This window comes from Mesorhizobium sp. C432A (assembly GCF_030323145.1).
Lineage (GTDB): Bacteria > Pseudomonadota > Alphaproteobacteria > Rhizobiales > Rhizobiaceae > Mesorhizobium.
The window spans coordinates 1,623,986-1,644,367 of sequence record NZ_CP100470.1; the positions used below are offsets into that span (position 1 = coordinate 1,623,986).

24 protein-coding genes are annotated in these 20,382 nt (G+C 64.1%); 9 read left to right on the plus strand and 15 right to left on the minus strand.

Going from position 1 to position 20,382, the window contains the following annotated elements; genetic code table 11:
• The first annotated feature begins 18 nt into the window (after nt 1-18).
• A complete protein-coding gene (locus NLY33_RS07770; protein ID WP_023704901.1) occupies nt 19-660 on the plus strand; it encodes a TetR/AcrR family transcriptional regulator in 642 nt (213 codons plus the stop codon).
• Here the strand turns inward: NLY33_RS07770 and NLY33_RS07775 are convergent.
• Together NLY33_RS07775 and rpmE are read right to left on the minus strand one after the other, a co-directional pair.
• Nucleotides 621-1,160 carry a helix-turn-helix domain-containing protein gene (locus NLY33_RS07775; protein ID WP_050587678.1) on the minus strand — a complete coding sequence of 180 codons (540 nt, stop codon included), beginning with the start codon at nt 1,158-1,160 and terminating at the stop codon, nt 621-623. The two genes, NLY33_RS07770 and NLY33_RS07775, sit on opposite strands and share 40 nt — an antisense overlap.
• 82 nt (nt 1,161-1,242) lie before the next feature.
• Complete coding sequence (gene rpmE / locus NLY33_RS07780; RefSeq protein WP_023668748.1) at nt 1,243-1,464, minus strand: 50S ribosomal protein L31; 222 nt, start codon at nt 1,462-1,464, stop codon at nt 1,243-1,245.
• A 205-nt stretch (nt 1,465-1,669) separates the two neighbouring features.
• Between rpmE and NLY33_RS07785 the strand changes: the two genes are divergently transcribed.
• Nucleotides 1,670-3,472, plus strand: a complete 1,803-nt coding sequence (locus NLY33_RS07785) for an ABC transporter transmembrane domain-containing protein (protein ID WP_023668749.1) — start codon at nt 1,670-1,672, stop codon at nt 3,470-3,472.
• A 10-nt stretch (nt 3,473-3,482) separates the two neighbouring features.
• Here the strand turns inward: NLY33_RS07785 and NLY33_RS07790 are convergent, their stop codons facing one another.
• Nucleotides 3,483-4,970 (minus strand): carboxypeptidase M32, encoded by a 1,488-nt coding sequence (locus NLY33_RS07790; protein ID WP_023704899.1) that lies wholly within the window; start codon nt 4,968-4,970, stop codon nt 3,483-3,485.
• Between the two features lie 146 nt (nt 4,971-5,116).
• On the opposite strand from NLY33_RS07790, the gene NLY33_RS07795 reads away from it, so the two are divergent.
• Nucleotides 5,117-5,470 (plus strand): DUF1304 domain-containing protein, encoded by a 354-nt coding sequence (locus NLY33_RS07795; protein ID WP_023668751.1) that lies wholly within the window; start codon nt 5,117-5,119, stop codon nt 5,468-5,470.
• 79 nt (nt 5,471-5,549) lie between these two features.
• Here NLY33_RS07795 and NLY33_RS07800 read toward each other — a convergent pair whose 3' ends face one another.
• The 7 genes from NLY33_RS07800 to NLY33_RS07830 all read right to left on the minus strand — a co-directional run bounded on the left by NLY33_RS07800 (nt 5,550) and on the right by NLY33_RS07830 (nt 11,655).
• On the minus strand, nt 5,550-5,975 hold the full coding sequence (locus tag NLY33_RS07800; RefSeq protein ID WP_023704898.1) for a hypothetical protein: 426 nt from the start codon (nt 5,973-5,975) through the stop codon (nt 5,550-5,552).
• A 220-nt stretch (nt 5,976-6,195) separates the two neighbouring features.
• Entirely contained in the window at nt 6,196-7,227 is a 1,032-nt protein-coding gene (locus NLY33_RS07805) for a peptidoglycan -binding protein (RefSeq protein WP_023684164.1), read from the minus strand.
• A gap of 1 nt (nt 7,228) precedes the next feature.
• Nucleotides 7,229-8,254 (minus strand): MotA/TolQ/ExbB proton channel family protein, encoded by a 1,026-nt coding sequence (locus NLY33_RS07810; RefSeq protein WP_023668754.1) that lies wholly within the window; start codon nt 8,252-8,254, stop codon nt 7,229-7,231.
• A 179-nt stretch (nt 8,255-8,433) separates the two neighbouring features.
• Nucleotides 8,434-9,150, minus strand: a complete 717-nt coding sequence (gene trhA, locus NLY33_RS07815) for a PAQR family membrane homeostasis protein TrhA (protein WP_023704897.1) — start codon at nt 9,148-9,150, stop codon at nt 8,434-8,436.
• 110 nt (nt 9,151-9,260) lie between these two features.
• Entirely contained in the window at nt 9,261-10,061 is an 801-nt protein-coding gene (locus NLY33_RS07820) for an inositol monophosphatase family protein (protein ID WP_023684166.1), read from the minus strand.
• A 22-nt stretch (nt 10,062-10,083) separates the two neighbouring features.
• Nucleotides 10,084-10,650: an elongation factor P gene (gene efp / locus NLY33_RS07825; RefSeq protein WP_023668757.1), complete on the minus strand. Its 567-nt coding sequence runs from the start codon at nt 10,648-10,650 to the stop codon at nt 10,084-10,086.
• A gap of 141 nt (nt 10,651-10,791) precedes the next feature.
• Complete coding sequence (locus NLY33_RS07830) at nt 10,792-11,655, minus strand: LysR family transcriptional regulator (protein WP_023709278.1); 864 nt, start codon at nt 11,653-11,655, stop codon at nt 10,792-10,794.
• Nucleotides 11,656-11,756: 101 nt separating this feature from the next.
• Between NLY33_RS07830 and NLY33_RS07835 the strand changes: the two genes are divergently transcribed.
• Entirely contained in the window at nt 11,757-12,773 is a 1,017-nt protein-coding gene (locus NLY33_RS07835; RefSeq protein WP_023704896.1) for a zinc-dependent alcohol dehydrogenase family protein, read from the plus strand.
• Nucleotides 12,774-12,782: 9 nt separating this feature from the next.
• Here the strand turns inward: NLY33_RS07835 and NLY33_RS07840 are convergent, their stop codons facing one another.
• From NLY33_RS07840 to NLY33_RS07850, 3 genes are all read right to left on the minus strand, one after another.
• Complete coding sequence (locus NLY33_RS07840) at nt 12,783-13,847, minus strand: tetratricopeptide repeat protein (RefSeq protein WP_196814837.1); 1,065 nt, start codon at nt 13,845-13,847, stop codon at nt 12,783-12,785.
• A gap of 46 nt (nt 13,848-13,893) precedes the next feature.
• Entirely contained in the window at nt 13,894-14,541 is a 648-nt protein-coding gene (locus NLY33_RS07845; RefSeq protein ID WP_023704894.1) for a thiamine phosphate synthase, read from the minus strand.
• 143 nt (nt 14,542-14,684) lie between these two features.
• On the minus strand, nt 14,685-15,602 hold the full coding sequence (locus NLY33_RS07850; RefSeq protein ID WP_023704893.1) for a DMT family transporter: 918 nt from the start codon (nt 15,600-15,602) through the stop codon (nt 14,685-14,687).
• 129 nt (nt 15,603-15,731) lie between these two features.
• On the opposite strand from NLY33_RS07850, the gene NLY33_RS07855 reads away from it, so the two are divergent.
• Complete coding sequence (locus NLY33_RS07855) at nt 15,732-16,169, plus strand: Lrp/AsnC family transcriptional regulator (protein WP_023704892.1); 438 nt, start codon at nt 15,732-15,734, stop codon at nt 16,167-16,169.
• Here the strand turns inward: NLY33_RS07855 and NLY33_RS07860 are convergent.
• Entirely contained in the window at nt 16,166-16,624 is a 459-nt protein-coding gene (locus NLY33_RS07860) for a GNAT family N-acetyltransferase (protein WP_023668764.1), read from the minus strand. The two genes, NLY33_RS07855 and NLY33_RS07860, sit on opposite strands and share 4 nt — an antisense overlap.
• A 242-nt stretch (nt 16,625-16,866) precedes the next feature.
• Here NLY33_RS07860 and NLY33_RS07865 point away from each other — a divergent pair, with 242 nt between their 5' ends.
• Nucleotides 16,867-17,637: a sulfite exporter TauE/SafE family protein gene (locus NLY33_RS07865; protein ID WP_023668765.1), complete on the plus strand. Its 771-nt coding sequence runs from the start codon at nt 16,867-16,869 to the stop codon at nt 17,635-17,637.
• Between the two features lie 7 nt (nt 17,638-17,644).
• Here NLY33_RS07865 and NLY33_RS07870 read toward each other — a convergent pair whose 3' ends face one another.
• Entirely contained in the window at nt 17,645-18,196 is a 552-nt protein-coding gene (locus NLY33_RS07870) for a DUF2269 family protein (protein WP_023694595.1), read from the minus strand.
• A gap of 311 nt (nt 18,197-18,507) precedes the next feature.
• Between NLY33_RS07870 and NLY33_RS07875 the strand changes: the two genes are divergently transcribed.
• The 3 genes from NLY33_RS07875 (at nt 18,508) to ruvC (ending at nt 20,377) form a co-directional block, all read left to right on the plus strand.
• Nucleotides 18,508-18,888: a hypothetical protein gene (locus tag NLY33_RS07875; protein ID WP_023668767.1), complete on the plus strand. Its 381-nt coding sequence runs from the start codon at nt 18,508-18,510 to the stop codon at nt 18,886-18,888.
• 385 nt (nt 18,889-19,273) lie between these two features.
• Nucleotides 19,274-19,804, plus strand: a complete 531-nt coding sequence (rcdA, locus tag NLY33_RS07880) for a protease adaptor protein RcdA (RefSeq protein WP_023668768.1) — start codon at nt 19,274-19,276, stop codon at nt 19,802-19,804.
• 66 nt (nt 19,805-19,870) lie between these two features.
• Complete coding sequence (gene ruvC, locus NLY33_RS07885; RefSeq protein WP_023668769.1) at nt 19,871-20,377, plus strand: crossover junction endodeoxyribonuclease RuvC; 507 nt, start codon at nt 19,871-19,873, stop codon at nt 20,375-20,377.
• Nucleotides 20,378-20,382: the final 5 nt, after the last annotated feature.

The window sequence follows — 20,382 nt, forward strand, 5'->3', positions numbered from 1 at the left end:
TCGAGGCCGGAGGCCGTCATGGAAGACACAGCAACGCCCGCATCTGCCCAGGAGCAGGTCGCATCGCCGCGACGGGCGCCCACCCAGCAGCGCAGCCGCGAGCGGGTCGAGCGCATGCTGGCCGCAGCCTCGGCGCTGATTGCCGAGCAAGGCAGCGACGCCATGCGCATGGGCGAGGTGGCGGAACGGGCCGCGGTGTCGATCGGCTCGCTCTACCAGTTCTTTCCCGACAAGCGGGCGATCGTCTGGGCGCTGGCCGAGCGCTACACCGCCGAAAGCCAGGCCTGCATCTCCTCGGCGCTCAAGGATGTCGTCGACGCCGAGGGCCTGCGGCAGGCGTTTTCGGAGCTGGTCGATATCTACTACCAGCTGTTCCTGGCCGAGCCGGTGATGCGCGACATCTGGTCGGGCACCCAGGCTGACAAGGCGCTGCGCCAGCTCGAACTTGCCGACAGCCGGGCGAATGCCGAATTCCTGACCACGGTGCTGAAGCGGCTGCATCCCGGTGCCGATCCGGTGGCGCTGGAGACGACGGCCTTCCTTGTCTGGCAGATGGGCGAGGCTGCCGTGCGGCTGGCGATCTCGGTCGACCGGCAGGAGGGCGACAGGCTGGTCGCCGCCTACAAGCGCATGGCGCTGCGGGAATTAGTCGGCGCCTGACCGGTGTCGCCCGCCTTCATTTTGTCTCGCCTGGCAACGGCATGGCCGCGAGATTTCGCTTCGACGGCCCGATGCTCCAGCCGCCAAGCCTTCGGGCTCAAGCCTGTCACGCGCAGGAACTCGCGGTTGACGTTCGATTTGCTGAGAAACCCGGCGTCGAACATGATGCGGGTGATGGGTTCGTCGCTGGCCGCCAGCAGGCGGCAGGCTTCGCCGATGCGCTGGTCGTTGACATATTGCGACACGCTCGATCCGTGGATGCGGTTGACCGTCGACGACACTTGCCGCGCCGGCAGGCCGAGGCGCCTGGCGATACGGCCGAGGTTGAGGTCAACGTCCCTGTAGAGTTCTTTTGACCGCATCAGCGCGTCGACCGCCGCCGCGACCGCGGAATCCTCGCTCGTCGCCCGTGGCGTAGCTTGCTCGGTGACCGCGTCGGCGTCCTTCGTCGACAGTTCGCTTGCCAACACTGCCGGCGCCAAACCCTCGATCGTGATCAAAGGCGATTTCGTCCGCGCCACGATCCGCTGAACAAAAAACCCGCCACAAGGGCGGGTTCCTGATCTGCGAAAGCCGATAGGCTTAAAGGCCGAACCCTTCGAAGCGCTTCTTGAACTTCGACAGGCGGCCGCCGCGGTCGAGCAGGGTTTGCTGGCCGCCGGTCCAGGCCGGGTGCGTGGTCGGGTCGATATCGAGGTTCATCGTATCGCCTTCCTTGCCCCAGGTCGAACGGGTCGAGTATTCTGTGCCATCGGTCATGACGACCTTGATGGTGTGGTAGTCGGGATGGATATCGGCCTTCATTGTCGTGCTTCCTGGCTTGTGGCGCTACAGACGGGCCCGTGGCCTGCGTCGATGCGCCCCTTTTTAAAACTCGAAGCCGCAGCTATTGAAAAGCCACGGCTTCTAAAACGGTCGGCGAGCCTATACATCAGCCGGAATTGAATCACAAGGCCACGGCAGGCGCATATTGAACGCGCCCACCTGGAAGCGGCCAGAGGAAACGGTCATGGCGGACATCAGCGGCGAGCAAGACGGGCGCAGGCGCTCGCTCGGGCCGCTCAGGCGCCTGTATCCCTATATATTCCGCTACCGCAAACTGGTCATAGGCGCCCTCATTTCGCTCGCCATCGCCGCGGCGACGACGCTGGCGCTGCCGCTGGCCGTGCGGCGCATGATCGACCACGGTTTCAGTGCTTCCGGCACCGTCTTCATCGCCGAATATTTCGCCGCTTTGGTTGCGATGGCAGCCATTCTGGCGGCGGCGTCGGCCGGACGCTACTACTTCGTCATCACGCTCGGCGAGCGGGTCGTCGCCGACATCCGCAGCGACGTGTTTTCGCATGTCACGACGCTTTCGCCGTCCTTCTTCGACACCGCGCAATCGGGCGAGATCGTCTCGCGGCTTGCCGCCGACACGACGCAGGTGAAATCCGCCGTCGGCGCCACCGCCTCGGTGGCGCTGCGCAACGTCATCCTCGGCCTTGGCGCGGTGGCGATGATGGTCGTCACCAGCCCGAAACTGTCGGGCCTGGTGATCGCGGCCATTCCGCTCATCGTGCTGCCGCTGGTCGCGTTCGGCCGTTCGGTGAGGCGCCGGTCACGGCAGGCGCAGGACACGCTGGCGCAAGCGACCGCCTATGCCAGCGAGCAGATCGGCGCGGTGCGTACGTTGCAGGCGTTCACCAACGAGACGCTGGTCACCGGGCGGTTCTCGGCCGCGGTGGAAGCCGCCTTCCAGGCGGCGCGCTCGTCGATCTTCTCCCGCTCGCTGCTCACCTTCTTTGCCATCTTCATGATCTTTTCCTCGGTCGTGGCGGTGTTGTGGTTCGGCTCGCGTGACGTGCTTGCCGGCACGATGTCGCCCGGCACGCTCGGCCAGTTCCTGCTTTACTCCGTGTTTGCCGCAGGCGCGCTGGGCGCACTGTCGGAAGTCTGGGGCGAGCTTGCCCAGGCGGCGGGTGCGGCCGAAAGGCTGACCGAGATACTCGACGAGACGCCGGCGATTCAACCGCCGGCCAATCCGCTGCCGCTGCCCGCCAAGGCGACAGGCGCGATCAGTTTCGACGACGTCTCCTTCTCCTACCCGGCAAGGCCGGACCGTGCCGCCGTCCACGGCTTGAGTTTTCAGGTCAAGCCCGGCGAGACGGTGGCGATCGTCGGCCCGTCGGGCGCCGGAAAGAGCACCGTCTTTTCGCTGATCCTGCGCTTCTACGATCCCGAAACCGGCCGCATCGCCATTGACGGCGTCGACGTGCGCGAAGCCGATCCGGCTGAAGTGCGGGAGCGCATTGCGATCGTGCCGCAGGATGTCACCATCTTTGCGGCAAGCGCGCGCGACAATATCGGCTTTGGCCGGCCGGGCGCGACGAATGCCGAGATCGAGGCCGCCGCCAGGGACGCGCTGGCCGACGAGTTCATCCTCAGGCTCGACAAGGGCTACGACAGCCAGGTCGGCGAGCGCGGTGTGACCTTGTCCGGCGGCCAGCGCCAGCGCGTGGCGATCGCCCGCGCCATCCTGCGCGACGCGCCGATCCTGCTGCTCGACGAGGCCACGTCGGCGCTCGACGCCGAAAGCGAAACGCTGGTGCAGACGGCGCTGGAACGGCTGATGCAGGGCCGCACCACCATCGTCATCGCCCACCGGCTGGCGACCGTGCTGAAGGCCGACCGCATCCTGGTCATGGATGGCGGCCGCATCGTCGAGGAAGGCACGCACCAGAGCCTGGTCGCCAAGGGCGGAATCTATGCAAGGCTGGCCAAGCTGCAGTTCGAAACCGGAGCAAGCGCCTTCAGGGGTGCCGCGGAGTAGCAACCCGCAATCAGGCGGGACCATACCGCTTGCGGAGATGCTCGGTGAAATACGCGGCGTTGAGCTTTTCCCCGGTGGCGCGCTCAAGCAGTTCGGGCGTCGACCAGCGGGATCCCTGCGACCAGATATTGTCGCGGCGCCAGTCATTGATGGCGGCGAAATTGCCCTTGGCGAGGTCGCTGTCGGCTGAAGGATGGTCGCGCGTCAGCGCAGCCCATTGCTGCGCCGCCATCATAGCGCCCAGCGTATAGGACGGGAAATAGCCGAAGGCGGCGCCTGGCCAATGCACGTCCTGCATCGGTCCGTCGGCTGGATTGTCGATGGTCGAAAGGCCAAGATACTCCCGCATCTTGGCGTCCCAGGCTTCGGGCAGGTCGGCCGCCTGCAGCCGCCCCGAGACCAGCTCCTGCTCCAACTCGTAGCGCAGGATGACATGCAGCGGGTAGGTTACCTCGTCGGCGTCGACGCGGATCAGGCCGCGCTCGACCCGGTGCACATGCAGCAGGATGTCGTCCAGCGACCAGGCCTCGCCGAGATGCTTTTCCACCACCGGCAGCGCCCAGCGCCAGAATTCGGGGTTGCGGCCGATCTGCTTTTCGACGAACAGGCTCTGGCTTTCATGCACCGCCATGCCGCGCGCCTTGCCCAGCGGCCAGTGCGCCCAGGCCTTCGGCAGGTTCTGCTCGTAGAGCGCGTGGCCGGTCTCGTGCAGCACGCCCATCAAAGCCGACAGGAAATCGGACGTTTTGTAGCGGGTGGTGATGCGCACGTCGCTCGGCACGCCGCCGCAGAAGGGATGGTGCGATACGGACAGAGAACCGTGGGTGAGGTCGAAGCCGACCGAAGCCATCATGGCGAGACCAAGCTCGCGCTGCCGGTCGATCGCATAGCTGCCGGAGAGCGGCTTCACGGGATGCCTGGCCAGGCGCGCTTCCTGCGCGGCCAGGGCTTCCGGCACGAAGCCCTTCAGGAATGTCTTCAGCTCGGTGAAGACCGGCGTGATGTCGGCGGCGCGGTTGCCAGGATCGTATTGCTCCATCAGCGCGTCGTAGGGATCGAGGCCGAGCGCGTCGGCGCGCAGGGCGGCTTCCTCGCGCACCAGCGCGATGACACTTTCGAGCGCCGGCAGGAATCCGGCCCAGTCGTTCTTGGCGCGCAGGTCGCGCCAGAGTTGCTCCGAGCGCATGCGCGCTACCGTCTGGCGCTCGACGAATTCGACCGGCAGGCAGGTCAGGTTGGTGTATTGCCGGCGCAACTCCCGAACCGCCGCTTGCTGCTCCTCGTTGAGCGCTTCAGCTTCTGCAGCGGCGAGCCAGTCGGCGATCTCCGGCGCGGTAGCCCTGATATGCAGCATGCCGGCAAGCGAAGACATCGCTTCGGCGCGCTTCTCGCCGCCGCCGACGGCCATGTGGGTCGCCTCGTCGGCGCCGAGGATAGCGAGCGCATGTTCCAGCGCTTCGAGCTTGTGGCCGAGATCATCGAGCTTCTGAAAAGACATGACAGGTTCCGCGTTTTGGACCGCGGGAAAAGATACCAACGCGCCAGGATTGGCAACCCTCAAAGGTGGCTATGCAGCTTGCGCCGGTGAGCTGGTGCGTGGAATGCTGGCTGACGGTGGAACACCGCCATGGAGGGGAGACTAAGATGATCGGCAATATCCTGGTCGGGCTGGTGGCCCTGATCCACCTCTTTATCGTCTATCTGGAGATGGTGGCGTGGGACACACCGCGCGGGCACAGGGCGTTCAACCTCAAGCCGGACTTCGCCAGCGCATCGAAGGTGCTCGCCGCCAATCAGGGGCTCTACAACGGCTTCCTTGCTGCGGGGCTGATCTGGGGCCTCTATCTCGGCGCGGCGGGATTCCAGATCAAGGTGTTCTTCCTGCTTTGCATCGCCGTCGCCGGCCTCTATGGCGCGGCGACTGCCAGCCGGAAGATCCTCTATATTCAGACCGTGCCGGCGGTGCTGGCCCTCGCTGCGCTGTGGCTGGGCTGGTGACAAAAAAGACGCCCTCGGAACCAGATCCCGCGGGCGTCAGACAGTCCCTTCCTCATTCCTGGAGATATCAGAGCGGACCTCAGCCGTTCGGATAATTCCCACCGTCGGAGCCATCACCGATCATGAAGCCGCTGCCGGTGTCGGACATCAGCCTCTGATCGACATTGTCAAGGCGGCGCAGCAGATCGTGATATTGCGCGGCCGGGATCCGGCCATGGTCAGGAGCGGCGACCCGTTCGGCGGCCTGGCCGATATGCGCCGCACGCAGATGCAGCCGCTGCGCTTCCGAGGTCGAGATGATCTTCGTCTCGCGTGCATCCGTGATGCCCTGTTCGACGCCCTGCACCTGCTCGATCAGGCCGGTCACGCGCGGACCGGTCATGTCGGTCGGGTCGCTGGCGTCGAGGGCGCCCTTGTGATGTCCGGCGGCATGGGCGCCGGCGAGTGGAACAGTGATCAGAAGTGTCGTGAGGGTTGCGGTCCTGAGAGTCTTCAAAGAGCGCATGATGTGCGTCTCCTCCTGCTGTGGAAGGGGCAAGCGCTTTCGCTCCGCCTTCCGGAAGCGGGCCGTCCGGTTCCGTCGCGTCGCGATGGGAGGCATCGCCGGCGGTTCTCGGCCCTGCGCGTCAAAGTAGGAGCCCGGAAACGCGAAATGTTTTCAGGCCTTGCCGGCCTGGCGTTGCGCCCTAGAGTTGAGCCGGCAAACAATTTCGCGGGACTGAAAATCACCGTTCGGTGAGCTTCAGTTCAATGCGTCGGTTCTTGTTGCGGGCGTCTTCGGTGTCGGCGGGGTCGAGCGGCTGGAATTCGCCGAAGCCGGCCGCAACCAGCCGGTTGGCGGGCACGCCGTTCTCGATCAGGAACTTGACCACCGAGGTCGAACGCGCCGTCGACAATTCCCAATTGTCGCGATAGCGGCCGGCGCCGGACAGCGGCTTGTTGTCGGTGTGGCCGTCGACGCGCAGCACCCAGTTGATCTCGGGCGGGATTTCCTTTTGCAACTCGATGATGGCATCGGCGAGCTTCTTCATCTCGACTTTGCCGGCATCGTTGATCACTTCCGACCCGGTCGGGAACAGAACTTCCGACTGGAAGACGAAGCGGTCGCCGACGATGCGGATGTTCTCGCGGTCGGCGAGGATTTCGCGCAGGCGGCCGAAGAAGTCGGAGCGATAGCGGTTCAGCTCCTGCACGCGCTGCGCCAGCGCGACGTTGAGCCGACGGCCGAGATCGGCGATCTTGGTGTTGGAATCGCGGTCGCGCGTTTCAGAGACGTTGAGGGCATCCTCGAGCGCGCCGATCTGCTTGCGCAGCGCCGCGATCTGCTGGTTGAGGATCTCGACCTGGCTCAGCGCCTGCTGGCTGATCTGGCGCTGGCTGTCGAGTTCGCCGCCGAGTTCCGCGGCGCGCTGGGTGGCGGCGTCGCCGGCGCCGGCACCTTGCGCCAGCAGCTGCTCGAGCCGGCTCTTCTCAGCTTCGGCGGCCGACAGCGACGCCTGCAGATTGGCCAGCGAATCGTCCTTGTCCTGCGCGCTCGAGCGCTCCAGCGCCAGCAACTGCGTCAGTTCGTTGATCTGCGAGTTGAGGCGCGTGAGCGCCGTATCCTTGCCGGAGAGTTCGCGTCCGAGCAGGAACTGCGCCAGCACGAAAACGGTGAGCAGGAACATGATGGCGAGCAGCAGCGTCGACAGCGCGTCGACGAAGCCCGGCCAATAGTCGATCCGGCGATCGGTGCGCCGGCCCCTGGCGAGAGCCATGCTAGTGGACCCCGGGTTTCTTCAGCGCGTCGGCGATCTTTTCCAGCGTGTTGCGCATCGCCTTCTGCTCGTCCGACTGGGCCTCGACCCAGTCGCGCATGATCTGCTGCTCGGAGCGCATGTTCTTGACCAGGCCGGAAATGCCGTCGGCGAGATTGGCCATGGCGGTGGCGACGCGCGGATTGGAGCCGCCGCCGCTTTCCTGCATGCTGCGCAGCCGTTCCGACAGGACCCGGATCTCGTCGGAGGATTCAGTCTTGGCCGGGTCGGCGACGGCGATGTCGGAGGAGAGATCGGTGACCGAGGACAGCCAGTTTTCAAGCTCGGTATAGAAGCGGGTCTGGGCGCGGCCGGCCTGCAGGTCGAGGAAGCCTAGCACCAGCGACCCGGAAAGGCCGAACAGCGAGGACGAAAAGGCCGTACCCATGCCGGCCAGCGGCGCCGACAGCCCCTGCTTCAGCGAATCGAGCACGGCGGCGGCGTCGCCGGTGCCGGGATCGAGCGATTCGATGGTTTCGCGGATCGAGCCGATGGTGTTGAGCAGGCCCCAGAAGGTGCCGAGCAAACCGAGGAACACCAGCAGGCCGACAAGATAGCGCGACGTGTCGCGGCTTTCGTCGAGGCGGGTGGCGATCGAATCCAGCATGGTGCGCATCGAAGACGTCGAGAAGGCCACCGTCGAGGAGCGGCCGATCATCGCCTTCATCGGCGCCAGCAGCACCGGCTCGGTGGTTTCGGAACCGGCGCGGAAGGAATTGACCCAGCGCACTTCGCGAAACAGTCGTCCGACCTGGGCGAAGGCGAGCAGGATGCCGACCACAAGGACGCCGACGATCAGGCCGTTGAGGCCGGGATTGCTCCCGAAAGCGGTCGAGATCTGGCGGGTGAGGATGGCGGCGATGAAGGCGACGATGACCAGGAAGATGACCATGGTCAGGAGGAAGACCTGCGGGCTCGACAGTTTGTGCGGATCGTACATCAGGACATCAGAACGCCTGCCCACGCCGAAGGATCTGAGAAAAGCCATCCGTGCCCCGTTTCCGATGCTCTATTTGCCTTGACGCAATTCCGAACGGGAAGCCGCTCATACTTCCCTGGAACTGCTCCAGTGCCGCCGATCACGTAATTCGCGACTCTAAACGGAATTGTGACCAAATTGAATGGCGCTTGGCAATATTGCCCGACTGTCGGGCCGCACCACGCCGTTCAGAGGCGGTTGACGACCAGGCAGTCGACCATGGCGGCAAGATGCAGCCCGGCGCCGGTGACGACAAAGCCGTGCCAGAGGGCATTGTGAAAGCGCAGGCGTTTCCAGGCGAAGAAGATGACGCCGCAGGAGTACACGATGCCGCCGGCGACAATCAGCGCGATCGAGGTCGTCGGCAACGTCGCCACCAGCGGCTTGACCAGGACGACGCCGCTCCAGCCGGTGGCGAGATAGAAGACAATGGCCAGACGATCGAAGCGGCCGGGCAGGAACACTTTCATGGCAATGCCGGTCAAAGCAGCGGTCCAGACAAGGACAATCATCGGCAGCGCCAGCGGCGAGCCGTCGAGCTGGGCCAGAAAGGGCGTGTAGGTCGCGGCGATCAGGAGATAGATCGCCGCATGATCGAAGCGCCGCAAGATCCACTTCGCCGGCGACGTCACCGGCCACAGATTGTAGGTCAGCGAAATCGACAGCACAGTCAGCAGCGACACCACGAAGAAGGCGGCGGCGATGTATTCGCCGGGACCGGCATGGAAGGCGGCCAGCGCCAGCAACGCCGAGCCGGCGGCTATCGCCAGCACGATGCCGACCGCGTGGACGATGCCATCGGCGATCATCTCCGCACGCGAATAGTGCCAACGCCCGACAAAAGGGATTTCAATTGGCTGGTCTGGCTGCGCTTCTCGCGAGGATAGTGAAGGTATGCTCGTCATAAAAGATCCTGCGTCACCCTTATCTGGGCGGCCGCCGGGCAGTATTTCAAGCTTTGATTGCGGTTTTGCGACTGCGGCGCTTCAGCGCGCCGCGCCGGCATGCCAAGTGATCAGCGCGCCGAAAGCGGCTTCTTCACCGCCTTGAGCAGCGCGCGCTGGATGACCTCGTTGCCAGCGACGAGCGAACCCGCCTCGAGCATATCCTGGCCGCCATCCATGTCGGAGACGAAGCCACCGGCCTCGCGGATCAGCAGCAGGCCGGCGGCAATGTCCCAGGCCGACAGGCCGGTTTCCCAAAAGCCGTCCATGCGGCCTGCGGCGACATAAGCGAGATCGAGCGCGGCGGAACCCAGGCGGCGCACGCCCGAGACCTCGGCCATCACATTGCGCAACTCGACGAGGAAATTGCCGTGCTGGCCGCGGCCGAGATGCGGCACGCCGCAGCCGATGACGCAGTCGGTGAGCTTGCTGCGGCCGGCAACGCGCAGCCGGCGATCGTTCATGAAGGCGCCGCCGCCGCGCTCGGCGGTGTAGAGCTCATCCATTGCCGGATTGTAGATGACGGCGGCGACCAACTGGCCCTGTCGCTCCAGCGCGATCGAGATGGAAAAGATCGGAATGCCGTGCAGGAAATTGGTGGTGCCGTCGAGCGGGTCGACGATCCAACGGTGCTGGTCGTCGTCCCCTGCGATCATGCCGCGCTCTTCCATAAGGAAGGCATAGCCCGGCCGTGCCTTCGACAGTTCGGCAAACAGGATGTCCTCGGCCTTGCGGTCGGCTTGGCTGACATAGTCGCCCGGTCCCTTCATCGACACCTGCAGGTTCTGCACCTCGCCGAAATCGCGCGACAGCGAGCGGCCGGCCTTCATGGCGGCCTGGACCATGACATTGAGAAGTGCGGAGCGTGCCATCGTATCTGTTCCTGCCTACGCGTCAGTCTGCGCGGCGCATGTAGGTGAGTTCGTTGGTGTCGACGACGATGCGTTCGCCGGCGCCGATGAATGGCGGCACCAGCACGCGGATGCCGTTTTCCAGCACCGCCGGCTTGTACGAGGACGCGGCCGTCTGGCCCTTCACCACCGGGTCGGCCTCGGTGATGGTCAGCGTCACCTGGTCGGGCAGCGAAATGCCGATCGGCCTGTCCTCATAGAGCTGGACCGTCACCATCATGCCGTCCTGCAGGAAGGCGGCGCGGTCGCCGACGAAATCCTTCGCCAGCTCGAGCTGCTCGTAGCTCTGCGTGTCCATGAACACCAGCGCGTCGTCCTGGGCGTAGAGGAAGGAAAAATCCTTCAGATCGAGCCGGATCTGCTCGACGGTCTCGGCCGAGCGGAAGCGCTCGTTGAGCTTGGTGCCGTTGATCAGGTTCTTCAGTTCGACCTGGTTGTAGGCACCGCCCTTGCCGGGCTTGACGGTGTTGGTCCTGACCGCCACCCAAAGGCCGCCATCGTGCTCGATGACATAGCCGGGACGGATTTCGTTGCCATTGATCTTGGCCATGATGAGATTGATCCGGGATGCTACCAACGGCTTGGCCGTTGGTATGGGGATGGTCGCTGGACAAGCGATTTCGGGCCCCCAAGACCACAAATCGGCAGGAGAGGCAAGGGATGCCAGATCGCCCGACAGCGGCTGGTAGCCTCAAACCTGGGCTGCAATGACTTTGCCGACGGCCTCGACTATGGCATCCGCAGCCTCAGTCAGCCGGTTGAGATGAGGCGAACGAAGTGCGGCGACCTGCAAGGAAAGGTCGACATCTTCCGTGTTGACCAGCATGAGGCCGTCGGGAAGTCCGCGCCTTGCAAGACGCAACGGCACTAGCCCAAGGCCGTGCCCCCGACGGACCCATTCCATCTGCAAGGCCGGATCCTGTATCTCCGCCGCGATCTCGAAATAACGCCTTCCGCCGACCAGAACGGACATGAGTTTCTGGCGCGCGTCGCAAGGGGCCGGACTAAGCACCCACGGCATGGGTGTCCGGCCACCGTCTTCCGGATCGGGGACGGTGGACGCAGCTATGACGCCAAGACGTTCAGTGCCAAGCGCTTCCGGAACTGGCTTATCCGACGATCGCAGAACAATCGTCACATCGAGCTCGCCGCGTTCGAATTGATCGATCAGTTCGGCGCTCCAGCCGGTCTTGAGCCGTAGCGACACTTTCGGGAACGCCGCCGCGGCGTTGGCGATGGCCCCGGCGATGTCGCGGTCCGAGAGGCCATGGGCGAGACCCAGGCGGAACAGTCCTTCCGGCTCGGTCTTTCCGGCGAAGGATTTCAGCGCTTCTACGGAAGCGATGATATCGCGGCCGCGCGCCAGCACTTCCAGCCCCGTCGGCGTCAGTCGCGGCGGCTTTTGCCGGCGGTCGAGCAGCGTCGTGCCAAGCATGTCCTCCAGCCGCTGGATTTGCCGGGTCACAGCCGGCTGGGTCAGCGGCAGGCGCCGGGCGACCTTCTGGATCGAGCCCTCCTCGGCAAACAGGGCGAGCGTGCGCAATTCCTCAAGCATAGCCAGAACCATGTCTCGTAGGCATAATCATTGTAAACATTATGAATTTAAAATCCATCGCCTGGCAAGCAATTTTCCTTTCAAACGAAAGGAGGACGACAATGAAGGCAATCGAACTGCAGAGCCCAGGCGGCATCGACAATCTCAAGATGGTCGAACGGCCAATGCCGGAACCCGGCCGCCAGGAGATGATCGTCAAGGTCAGGGCCACGGCGCTCAACTACCGCGATGTCGAGATCGCGCGCGGCAGCTATCACACGACATTCCCCTTGCCGCTGGTGCCGCTTTCCGACGGCGTCGGCGAGGTCGTTGCGCTTGGCTCCGAGGTCAGCCGCTTCAAGGTCGGCGACCGGGTCTGCGGCACGTTCTGGCAGCGATGGGTCGGCGGCAGCTTCGCCATGGCCGAACCCTCATACCAGCGCGGTGGCCCCATCGATGGGCTGCTAAGCGAATTCGCCCGGCTGGACGAACAGGCGGCGGTCATCGCCCCGGCGCAGCTCAGCGATGTCGAGGCGGCGACGTTGCCTTGCGCCGCGGTCACTGCCTGGCATGCGTTGTTCACCGAGGGCAAGCTCAAGCCAGGCGAAACCGTGCTCAGCCTCGGCACCGGCGGCGTGTCGCTGTTTGCCGTGCAGTTGGCAAGGGCGGCCGGCGCGCGCGTCATTGTTACGTCGAGCAGCGATGAGAAGCTTGCCCGGGCGAAGGGGCTTGGCGCGCATGATGGCGTCAACTACCGCGACAATCCGGATTGGTCGTCGGCCGTGCTGGCGCTGACCGATGGCCGCGGCGCGGACCACATCATCGAAGTCGGTGGTCCCCAAAGTTTCGCGCAGTCGCTCAAGGCGTCGGCGCGCGGCGCCCAGATCAACGTCATCGGCTATCTCGGCGGCAGCGAAGGGGTGATTAATCCGCTCGACATCTTCCGCCGCCAGGTGAAAGCACGCGGCATACCGGTCGGCTCGCGCGAGTCCTTCGAAGCGATGAACCGGGCGCTCGCCGTCAATCGGCTGCGGCCGGTGATCGACCGGGTCTTCCCATGGGCAGAGGCAGCGCAGGCCTTTCGCCATCTCGAACACGGCTCTCCCTTCGGCAAGGTCGTGCTGGATCATACACAGTGACGTTGCGTGTCAGGGCAGGCGGTTGGCCTTCTGCAAGGCTTGCTTTGTCTGATCGTCGGTCAGCCCTTGCAGGAAATCGTCCATCTCCGGATCGATAAGGCCGGCGCGGCGGGCGACCACATACCAGGCCCCGGCCAGGATCAGGTCGGGGTCGGTTCCGATGCCGCCCATATAGAGCTTTGCCAACCGGTTCTGGGCAGCGACATTGCCGCCTTCAGCTGCCTGCTTCATCCAGTTGAAGCCGGATTTCAGGTCGCGAACACCGCCCCGGCCCTCGATCATCCAGGCGGCAAGATCGATCTGCGCGGTGTCGTAGTTCTGCCTGGCAGCCTGTGCCAGCAAGCTGCGGGCCTTTGCATCGTCGCGGGTCTTGCCGCCGACGCCATTGGCATAGACCTGCGCCATCGCATACTGGGCGTCGGCAAGCCCTGTCGCCGCGGCACGCTCATAATAAGGCACAGCCCTGGCGATGCCGGCATCGCCCGGATCCTGCTGCACGAGCAATTGCGCGAAGTTGAACTGCGCCAGCCGGTTGCCGGCCTCGGCGGCGGCCTGCATCAGCGCATAAGCTCCCTTCTCGTCCTTCTTGACGTAGCGGCCGTCGAGCAGCATCAGCGCATACTGGAACTGCGATTCAGGAATCCCCTGCTCGGCGGCCTGCGCATACCATTTGGCGGCTTCCGCTGGGTTGAGCGGCACGCCCAACCCGCGCGACAGGATCTCGGCCACCAGCGTTTGCGCCGCCGGGTCGCCATTCTGAGCCCGCACCAACGCCAGATTGTAGGCCGTCTTGTAAAGGCCGCGCTGGAAAGCGCCATAGGCGGGGTCCGCCGGCTTGGCGCCGAAACGTTCGGGGTTGATCGCGTCGGCCGACGGCAGCGGCGCGGTTGTCGCCGGCTGCGGCAGCGGGGTGTCGATCGGCTTGTCGATATGGACGCCGGAATCCGTGGCACCGGCTTTTGGGGCACCCGCATCGGGGGCGACCGCATCCGGCACGCTGAGGGCGGGTGCGCTGGTGTCCGGCCTCGGCTGCGGCAGCGGAACGGTCTCCGCCGCGATCGCTGCCCCGCTCATCAACGCCGCAACGAGAACCGCGAGAGGAAGTCCATGTCGGCGCACGTCAGCCCTCGAAGCGCGGCGCGGTTTGGTCGAGCAGCGCATTGGCGGCGGCAATCGCCGCCTTCGGATCGGCGCCTTCGGCAAAGACGGCGCTGGACAGCGCCACGAACTCGGCGCCAGTGGCGGCCACCGCTTCTACCGAGGCGATGGCGGAACCGGCCATGACAATGCAAGGGATCTCAATCACGTCCGCCCACCATTGCCCGAGCGACAGGTTGCGCGGATGCGGTTCCGGCTTGTTGTCGTAGCCGAAGCGGCCGAAGAAGATGTAGTCGGGTCTGGTTTCGCCGAGTTCCAGCGCGTCGTCGCGCGTCTTGGCGCCACCGGCGCCGACCATCATCTTGCCCTGGAAGTGTTCGATGGTCTCGGCGAGCGCGTCCTTGGAAACCTCGACATGAATGCCGTCGGCCTGGACACGGCCGGCAATGCGGGTATCGCCGGCGATGATGACGGCGATGCCGGCCGCTTGCGCGGCCGGTACGATCTGTTCTGCAAAAGCCTGGAAGGCAGCCTCGTCCATGCCGTTTTCAGGCAGGATCAGCGAAGCGATATCACCGCCGTCGAAGGCAGCCGCAATGCGGCGCGCCGGAGCGTCCCTGGGTGCGATCAGCACGATGCGGCAGCGGTTGGGGGGTGTTGCGTCGTTCATTGGCTTTCGATCCCGGGTTTCGCCTATGCCGGGCGAAGATGGTTGCATTGCGGCATAGAACAAAGCGCCCGCCTTGAACAGGCGGGCGGGGATCGATGCGATGGCTTTGGTTTACGATCGCCGGCGAGCCGACGCTCTGCGGCTCATTTGACGGCTTGCGGGCTTTCGGCCGGCGATTTGGCCCTCCACAAAGTCCAGCCGAGATTCATGCCGGCGGCGGCGATCAGGATGGCGGCTGCGCCGACGAACTGGGCCGGATGCAGCCGGTGGCCGAAGGCCATCACATCGACCAGGATCGCAACGACAGGATAGATGAAGGACAGCGACCCCTGCAGATGCGTCGGCAGTTTCTGGATGGCGGCGTACATCAATATGTACACCAGGCCGGTGTGAACGACGCCAAGCGTGGCCAGCATGGCCCAGCTCCAGGCATCGGCGGGCAAATGCGAGAGGTTGGCAAAGGGCGCCAGCATGACGACGCCGACGCAGACCTGGATCAGCGCGATCAGATGCGGCGGGGTGCCCTTGAGCTTCTTGGCGACGATTGCCGCGACAGCCCAGAAGAAGGCCGCTCCGAGCGCCATGACGATGCCGATGACATAATCTGTGCCGGTTATGCCGGAACCGACACCCGCATCGGGCCCTGTCTGCACGATTAGCAGCATGCCGGCGAAGGCGATGCCGAGCCAGGTCAGCTTGGCCAGTGTCAGCCGCTCGCCGAAGAACAGCGCGCCGAAGCCGACCAGCATGAAGGGCTGCGTGTTGTAGACCGCCGTGGCAATCGAGATCGAGGCGCGGGAGAAGGCGCTGAACAGCAACAGCCAGTTGATGACGATAGCCGCGCCGCCAAGAGCGGCGATGGCAACAATGCGCAGCGTCAGCCTGCCGCGCAGCAGCCCGAGTGCCGCGCAGGTGATCAGCAGCGCCACCGCGCCGAAGGCGCAGCGCCAGAACACCACGTCCATAACGGGCTGGCCCGACATGACGACAAACCAGCCGATCGTGCCGACAATCGTCATCGCCGCCGTCATCTCGATCGTGCCGCGTACCGTGTTGTCCATGACAATACCTCTATCTGTTGAGGCCATAATCTCATGCCGTCTTGAGGGTTTATATACCCTATGAAAGGTGATATGGGGGCAGGACCTTATTTAATAAGGCGCGCGCTGCCCTTTTGCGAGGAGATGAAAATGCTGGACGAGTTGGACAGAAAGCTTCTCGACATCCTGATCCTGGATTCGCGGACTTCGTTGAAGGATCTGGCGCAGCAGGTCGGGCTGTCATCGCCGAGCGTCTCGGAACGACTGCGGCGGCTCGAGGAACGCGGCGTCATCCGCGCCTTCACCATCGAGATCGACCCGGAGGCGCTGGGGTTTCCGTTGCAGGCGATCGTGCGGGTGCGGCCACTGCCGGGCAAGCTGCACATCGTGCAGAAGCTGATCGAGGAGATCCCGGAATTCGGCGAATGCGACAAGGTCACCGGCGACGACTGTTTCGTGGCCCGGCTCTACGTGCGCTCCATCGGCGAGCTCGACAAGCTTCTCGACCGCATCGCCGACAAGGCGGAAACCAGCACCGCCATCATCAAGGCGCAGCCGATCCGGCGCCGTCCTCCACCGCTGAACTAAAGCTCCAATTTGTAACCGATGTGGCTGGCCTTGAAGCCGAGCCGGTCATAGAAGCGATGCGCGTCCTGGCGGCTCTTGTTGGTGGTCAGCTGGATAATCTTGCAGCCGCGTTCACGGCACTGTTCGATCGCCCATTCCAGCAGACGCTGTCCCAGCCGTTCGCCGCGGCGGTCTGCGACGACGCGCACAGCCTCGATCTGGCCGCGCAAGGCGCCCTGCAGCGACAGCCCGGCGAGATAGCTGATCTGCAACGTGCCGATGACGCGGCCGCTATCCGTCATCACGGCAAGAAACTGGTTGGGGTCGGCGTCGATGGCGGCAAAGGCGTCGCGATAGGCCTTGGCGAGTGGCTCGGTCGCATCCTCGCGGCTGCGGCCAAGCGGATCGTCGGCGAGCATGGCTACGATGGCAGGCAGGTCGGCCGCTTCGGCGCGGCGGATGTGGGGTTCGCTCATTGTCAAAAACCTGGGGTCAAAAACCTGGGGTCAAAACCTGGGGTCAAAACCTGGGGCCAAAACCTGGGGCCAAAACCTGATGCATCGGACGGCGCCCTTATGCATCGGCGGCGATCTTGCCGTAAATCCGGAACCGTCGCTTTACGCACAGTTGATCGACACGGCCGGCATTTTCCCGGTCGCGGCGCAAGGGTTTCTGGGCTATTGCAGGGCAACCGTCTTCCCTCCAGCATTTCCAGTTCATGTCAGGTCTGCTCGCCGATCCGTGGTTTTATGCCGCCGCCATTCCGGCGGTGATACTTGTCGGGCTGTCGAAAGGCGGCTTCGGCGGCGCTGTCGGCTTCGTTGGCGTGCCTTTGATGGCGCTGGCCATGCCGCCGGTGCAGGCGGCGGCCATCCTGCTGCCGATCCTGTGCCTGATGGACATCGTTTCGGTGTGGACGTGGTGGGGTGTGTATGACAGAAAGATGCTGGTCGACATGATGCCGGGCGCGGTGATCGGCATTGGGCTCGGCTGGCTGACGGCAGCGCTCGTCACCGAAGAGATGGTGCGGCTGATCGTCGGCGCTGTCGCGCTGATCTTCGTGCTGCGCTGGCTCTATCTCCAGTTCCGCCACGGTTCCGACCATGCGGCGGCGCCCAACCGCATCGCCGCCGCCTTCTGGGGCACCGTCGCCGGCTTCACCAGCTTCGTCGCCCATGTCGGCGGGCCCCCCTTCCAGGTCTATGCGCTGCCGATCCGGCTCGATCCGAAGGTGCTGTCAGGGACATCGGCGATCTTCTTTGCCGCCACCAACGCGCTGAAGCTGATCCCCTACTTCGCGCTTGGCCAGTTCGACACCGCCAACCTGACGGCGTCGGCCGTGCTGATGCCGCTGGCGCCGCTGGCCACCATCGCCGGCGCCTGGCTGGTGCGGCGCATGCGGCCGGAGATTTTTTATCCCTTCACCTACGCGACCGTGGCCGTGGTCGCGGTCAAGCTGCTTTGGGACGGGATCGCCGGCCTGCTCTAAATCCCGCTCAGGCGGCTGCCGGTTTGGTTCGCGGGGCGCTCGCAAAGGTCAGCGATGCACCACCAACGACCACGACCGCCATGGCGCCGAGAGTGGCGATGTCGTGCGCGGTCGGCTTCAGCACCATGTCGGCGACGACGACGATCATGATGACGAAATCGAACTTGACGATCCGTATCATGCGGCGCCCAAACGCTATGGCAGCCGGGGTCATGCCGTCCGCGGCAAGCATTGTGGCAAGCTTTTCGAACGAAGGCTTCAGCACGAGGATACCGGTCAGAAACGCGGCGGCGTAGCCGCAAAGGCCGATGACGACCCAAAGGTCGGAGAAGCCGGTCCATAGCGAAGTCAGCACCAGACCAGAAGCCAGGGTCGCGATAGACGCCGGCACGAACAGACGCAAGCCGAGTTTGTCCGTCGTTCTCAGCATGACCATCAGCGTCTCGTCGTCGCCGTCGCGATCGGCGAGTATCGAAACCAGCAGCATGGCGAAACCGCCGCCGAGCCAGAGGATCGCTGCCATGACATGCAGGAATTTGAAGAGAGAATACCAGTCCATTGCCGCTCCTTGTGCATCGTTCCGGGGGTAAACGCTGCTTTCGCGCGTCTGCTTCCGAAGGAGGGCGGATTATCTCCGTACATGTATCCAGAAGATGCCGCGTGGGTGCCGGCTTGTTGCGGTGGCGCCGTCGCCGGATTTTACCGCCAGCCCGCACAATACCCGGCATTTGCCGGATAGACGCCGTGTCGGCATTGGCTGGTTTCGCGGCATGATCCTGAAACCTGCGGGGACTAAGCCGCTCGCGACCGACGCTCCATTTTGGCCGCGCGCGGTCGGACCAAGTCTGCAACAACCAACGAGGGTATCCCATGCAAGGCGTAGCACGAAATTTCTTCACCCTGGCCGTCATCTATTCCCTGTGCGGCATGGCGCTCGGCCTGCATATGGCGATCTCCAATGACCATGGGCAGATGCCGACCCACGCGCACACCATGGTGGCGGGCTGGCTGATGTCGGCGGTGTTTGCCTTCTTCTACCACCTGTTTCCAGCGGTCGGGCAAAAGACGATTGCCGTCGTGCATTTCTGGCTGACGGCAATCTGCGGCATCGCACTGATGATTGGGCTTTACTTTGAACTTGCCGGCCATCCGGAGATCGAGCCGGTGCTGGCTTCCTCCTCGATGGGGTTTTATGCGGCAATGCTGCTGTTCGCCTTCATTTCCTTGCCGGCTGTGTGGAAGAAGGCATGAACAAGCCGACGATCAGGCTTAGGGCACCGTTGTGCTGATACGGCACAGAAGGGCAGCGGTCGATCAAGAAATATCCGCGCCGTTAAGGGTTCATTAAGCTTTACAGGTGTTTACTATGTCCATCCAGTGATCTGGATTCTTACCGAGTGGTTGGAGCCACTTCGTTTGACGCCTCCCTGTTAAACTCCTGAGAGCCGCCTTATCCGCGGCTCTTTTTTTGTCTGCTTTTGGTCCGCTTGGCGCCCCTGCGCAGGCGTTAACCGTTTGTTAAACATGTGCTTGCCTTCGCCGGCGGCGAAGCGCATTTTCAAGCTTCAGTCATCTAGGGTGCCGGCGTGACGGCGAGAAGCCGAATCAGCCGACGGGGCAGTGCAGGGGCGTATCGATGAACGAGCCTTCGAAGGGCATCGCGAAAACCATCAAGCTGGCGGAACGCCGGGTTTTCTCCCAATCCTTCAAACCGCTCTACCAGGAAGGCATGGGCCTGGTCGAACAGGCAGCCGAGTATCTTGACGGCAAGGGCCGGGCCGAGGCCAAGAAGCTGTCCAGGCTGGCGGCGACGCTCTATGCGGCCGAATCGATGCGGCTGACCACAAGGTTGATGCAAGTCGCCTCCTGGCTGCTTTTGCAGCGGGCGGCAAATTCCGGCGAGATGACCCGCGACCAGGTCGCTTCGGAAAAATCCAAGGTGCGTCTCGACACCGCCTCGGCGCATGACGAAGCGGTCGGCTGGGGCGAACTGCCGAAGGATTTCCTCGACCTCGTCACCCGCTCGCTGCGCCTGCAGGCGCTGGTGCGCCGCATGGACGAAGAGATCTATGGCGGCGCGTTTGCCGAGACGCCTGCCGCCGCCCGCCGCGCCAATCCGGTTTCCGACCAGATCACGCTGCTGAACACGGCTTTCGCTCGAGGTTAAACGCCTCCGTTTCCGGTTTGTTCACATTTCGCTGACATCGCTGTGCGCCGGAGGTAGACTTCGCGCATGAGGGAAGCGATTCGCATTATCGGTATCGATCCGGGGCTGAGGCGCACCGGCTGGGGCATCGTCGAGAGCCTCGGCAACTCGCTGCGCTTTATCAGCTCCGGCACTGTACGCTCCGACGACAAGGCGGCGCTGGCGACACGGCTCTGCCAATTGCATGACGGGCTGGCCGAGATCCTGCATGCGGCCATGCCCCAGGAAGCGGCCGTCGAGCAAACCTTCGTCAACAAGGATGCGGTGGCGACACTGAAGCTCGGCCAGGCGCGCGGCATAGCCATGCTGGTGCCGGCGCGCGCCGGCCTTGTTGTGGCCGAATATGCCCCCAATGCCGTCAAAAAGGCGGTGATCGGCGTTGGCCATGGCGACAAGAAGCAGATCCACATGATGGTAAAGGTGCTGTTGCCGAAAGCCGTTTTCGACACCGAACATGCCGCAGACGCGTTGGCTATCGCCATCTGCCACGCGCATCACCGGCAAAGCGTCGCCTACAGGATGGCGCTGGCATGAGGGAT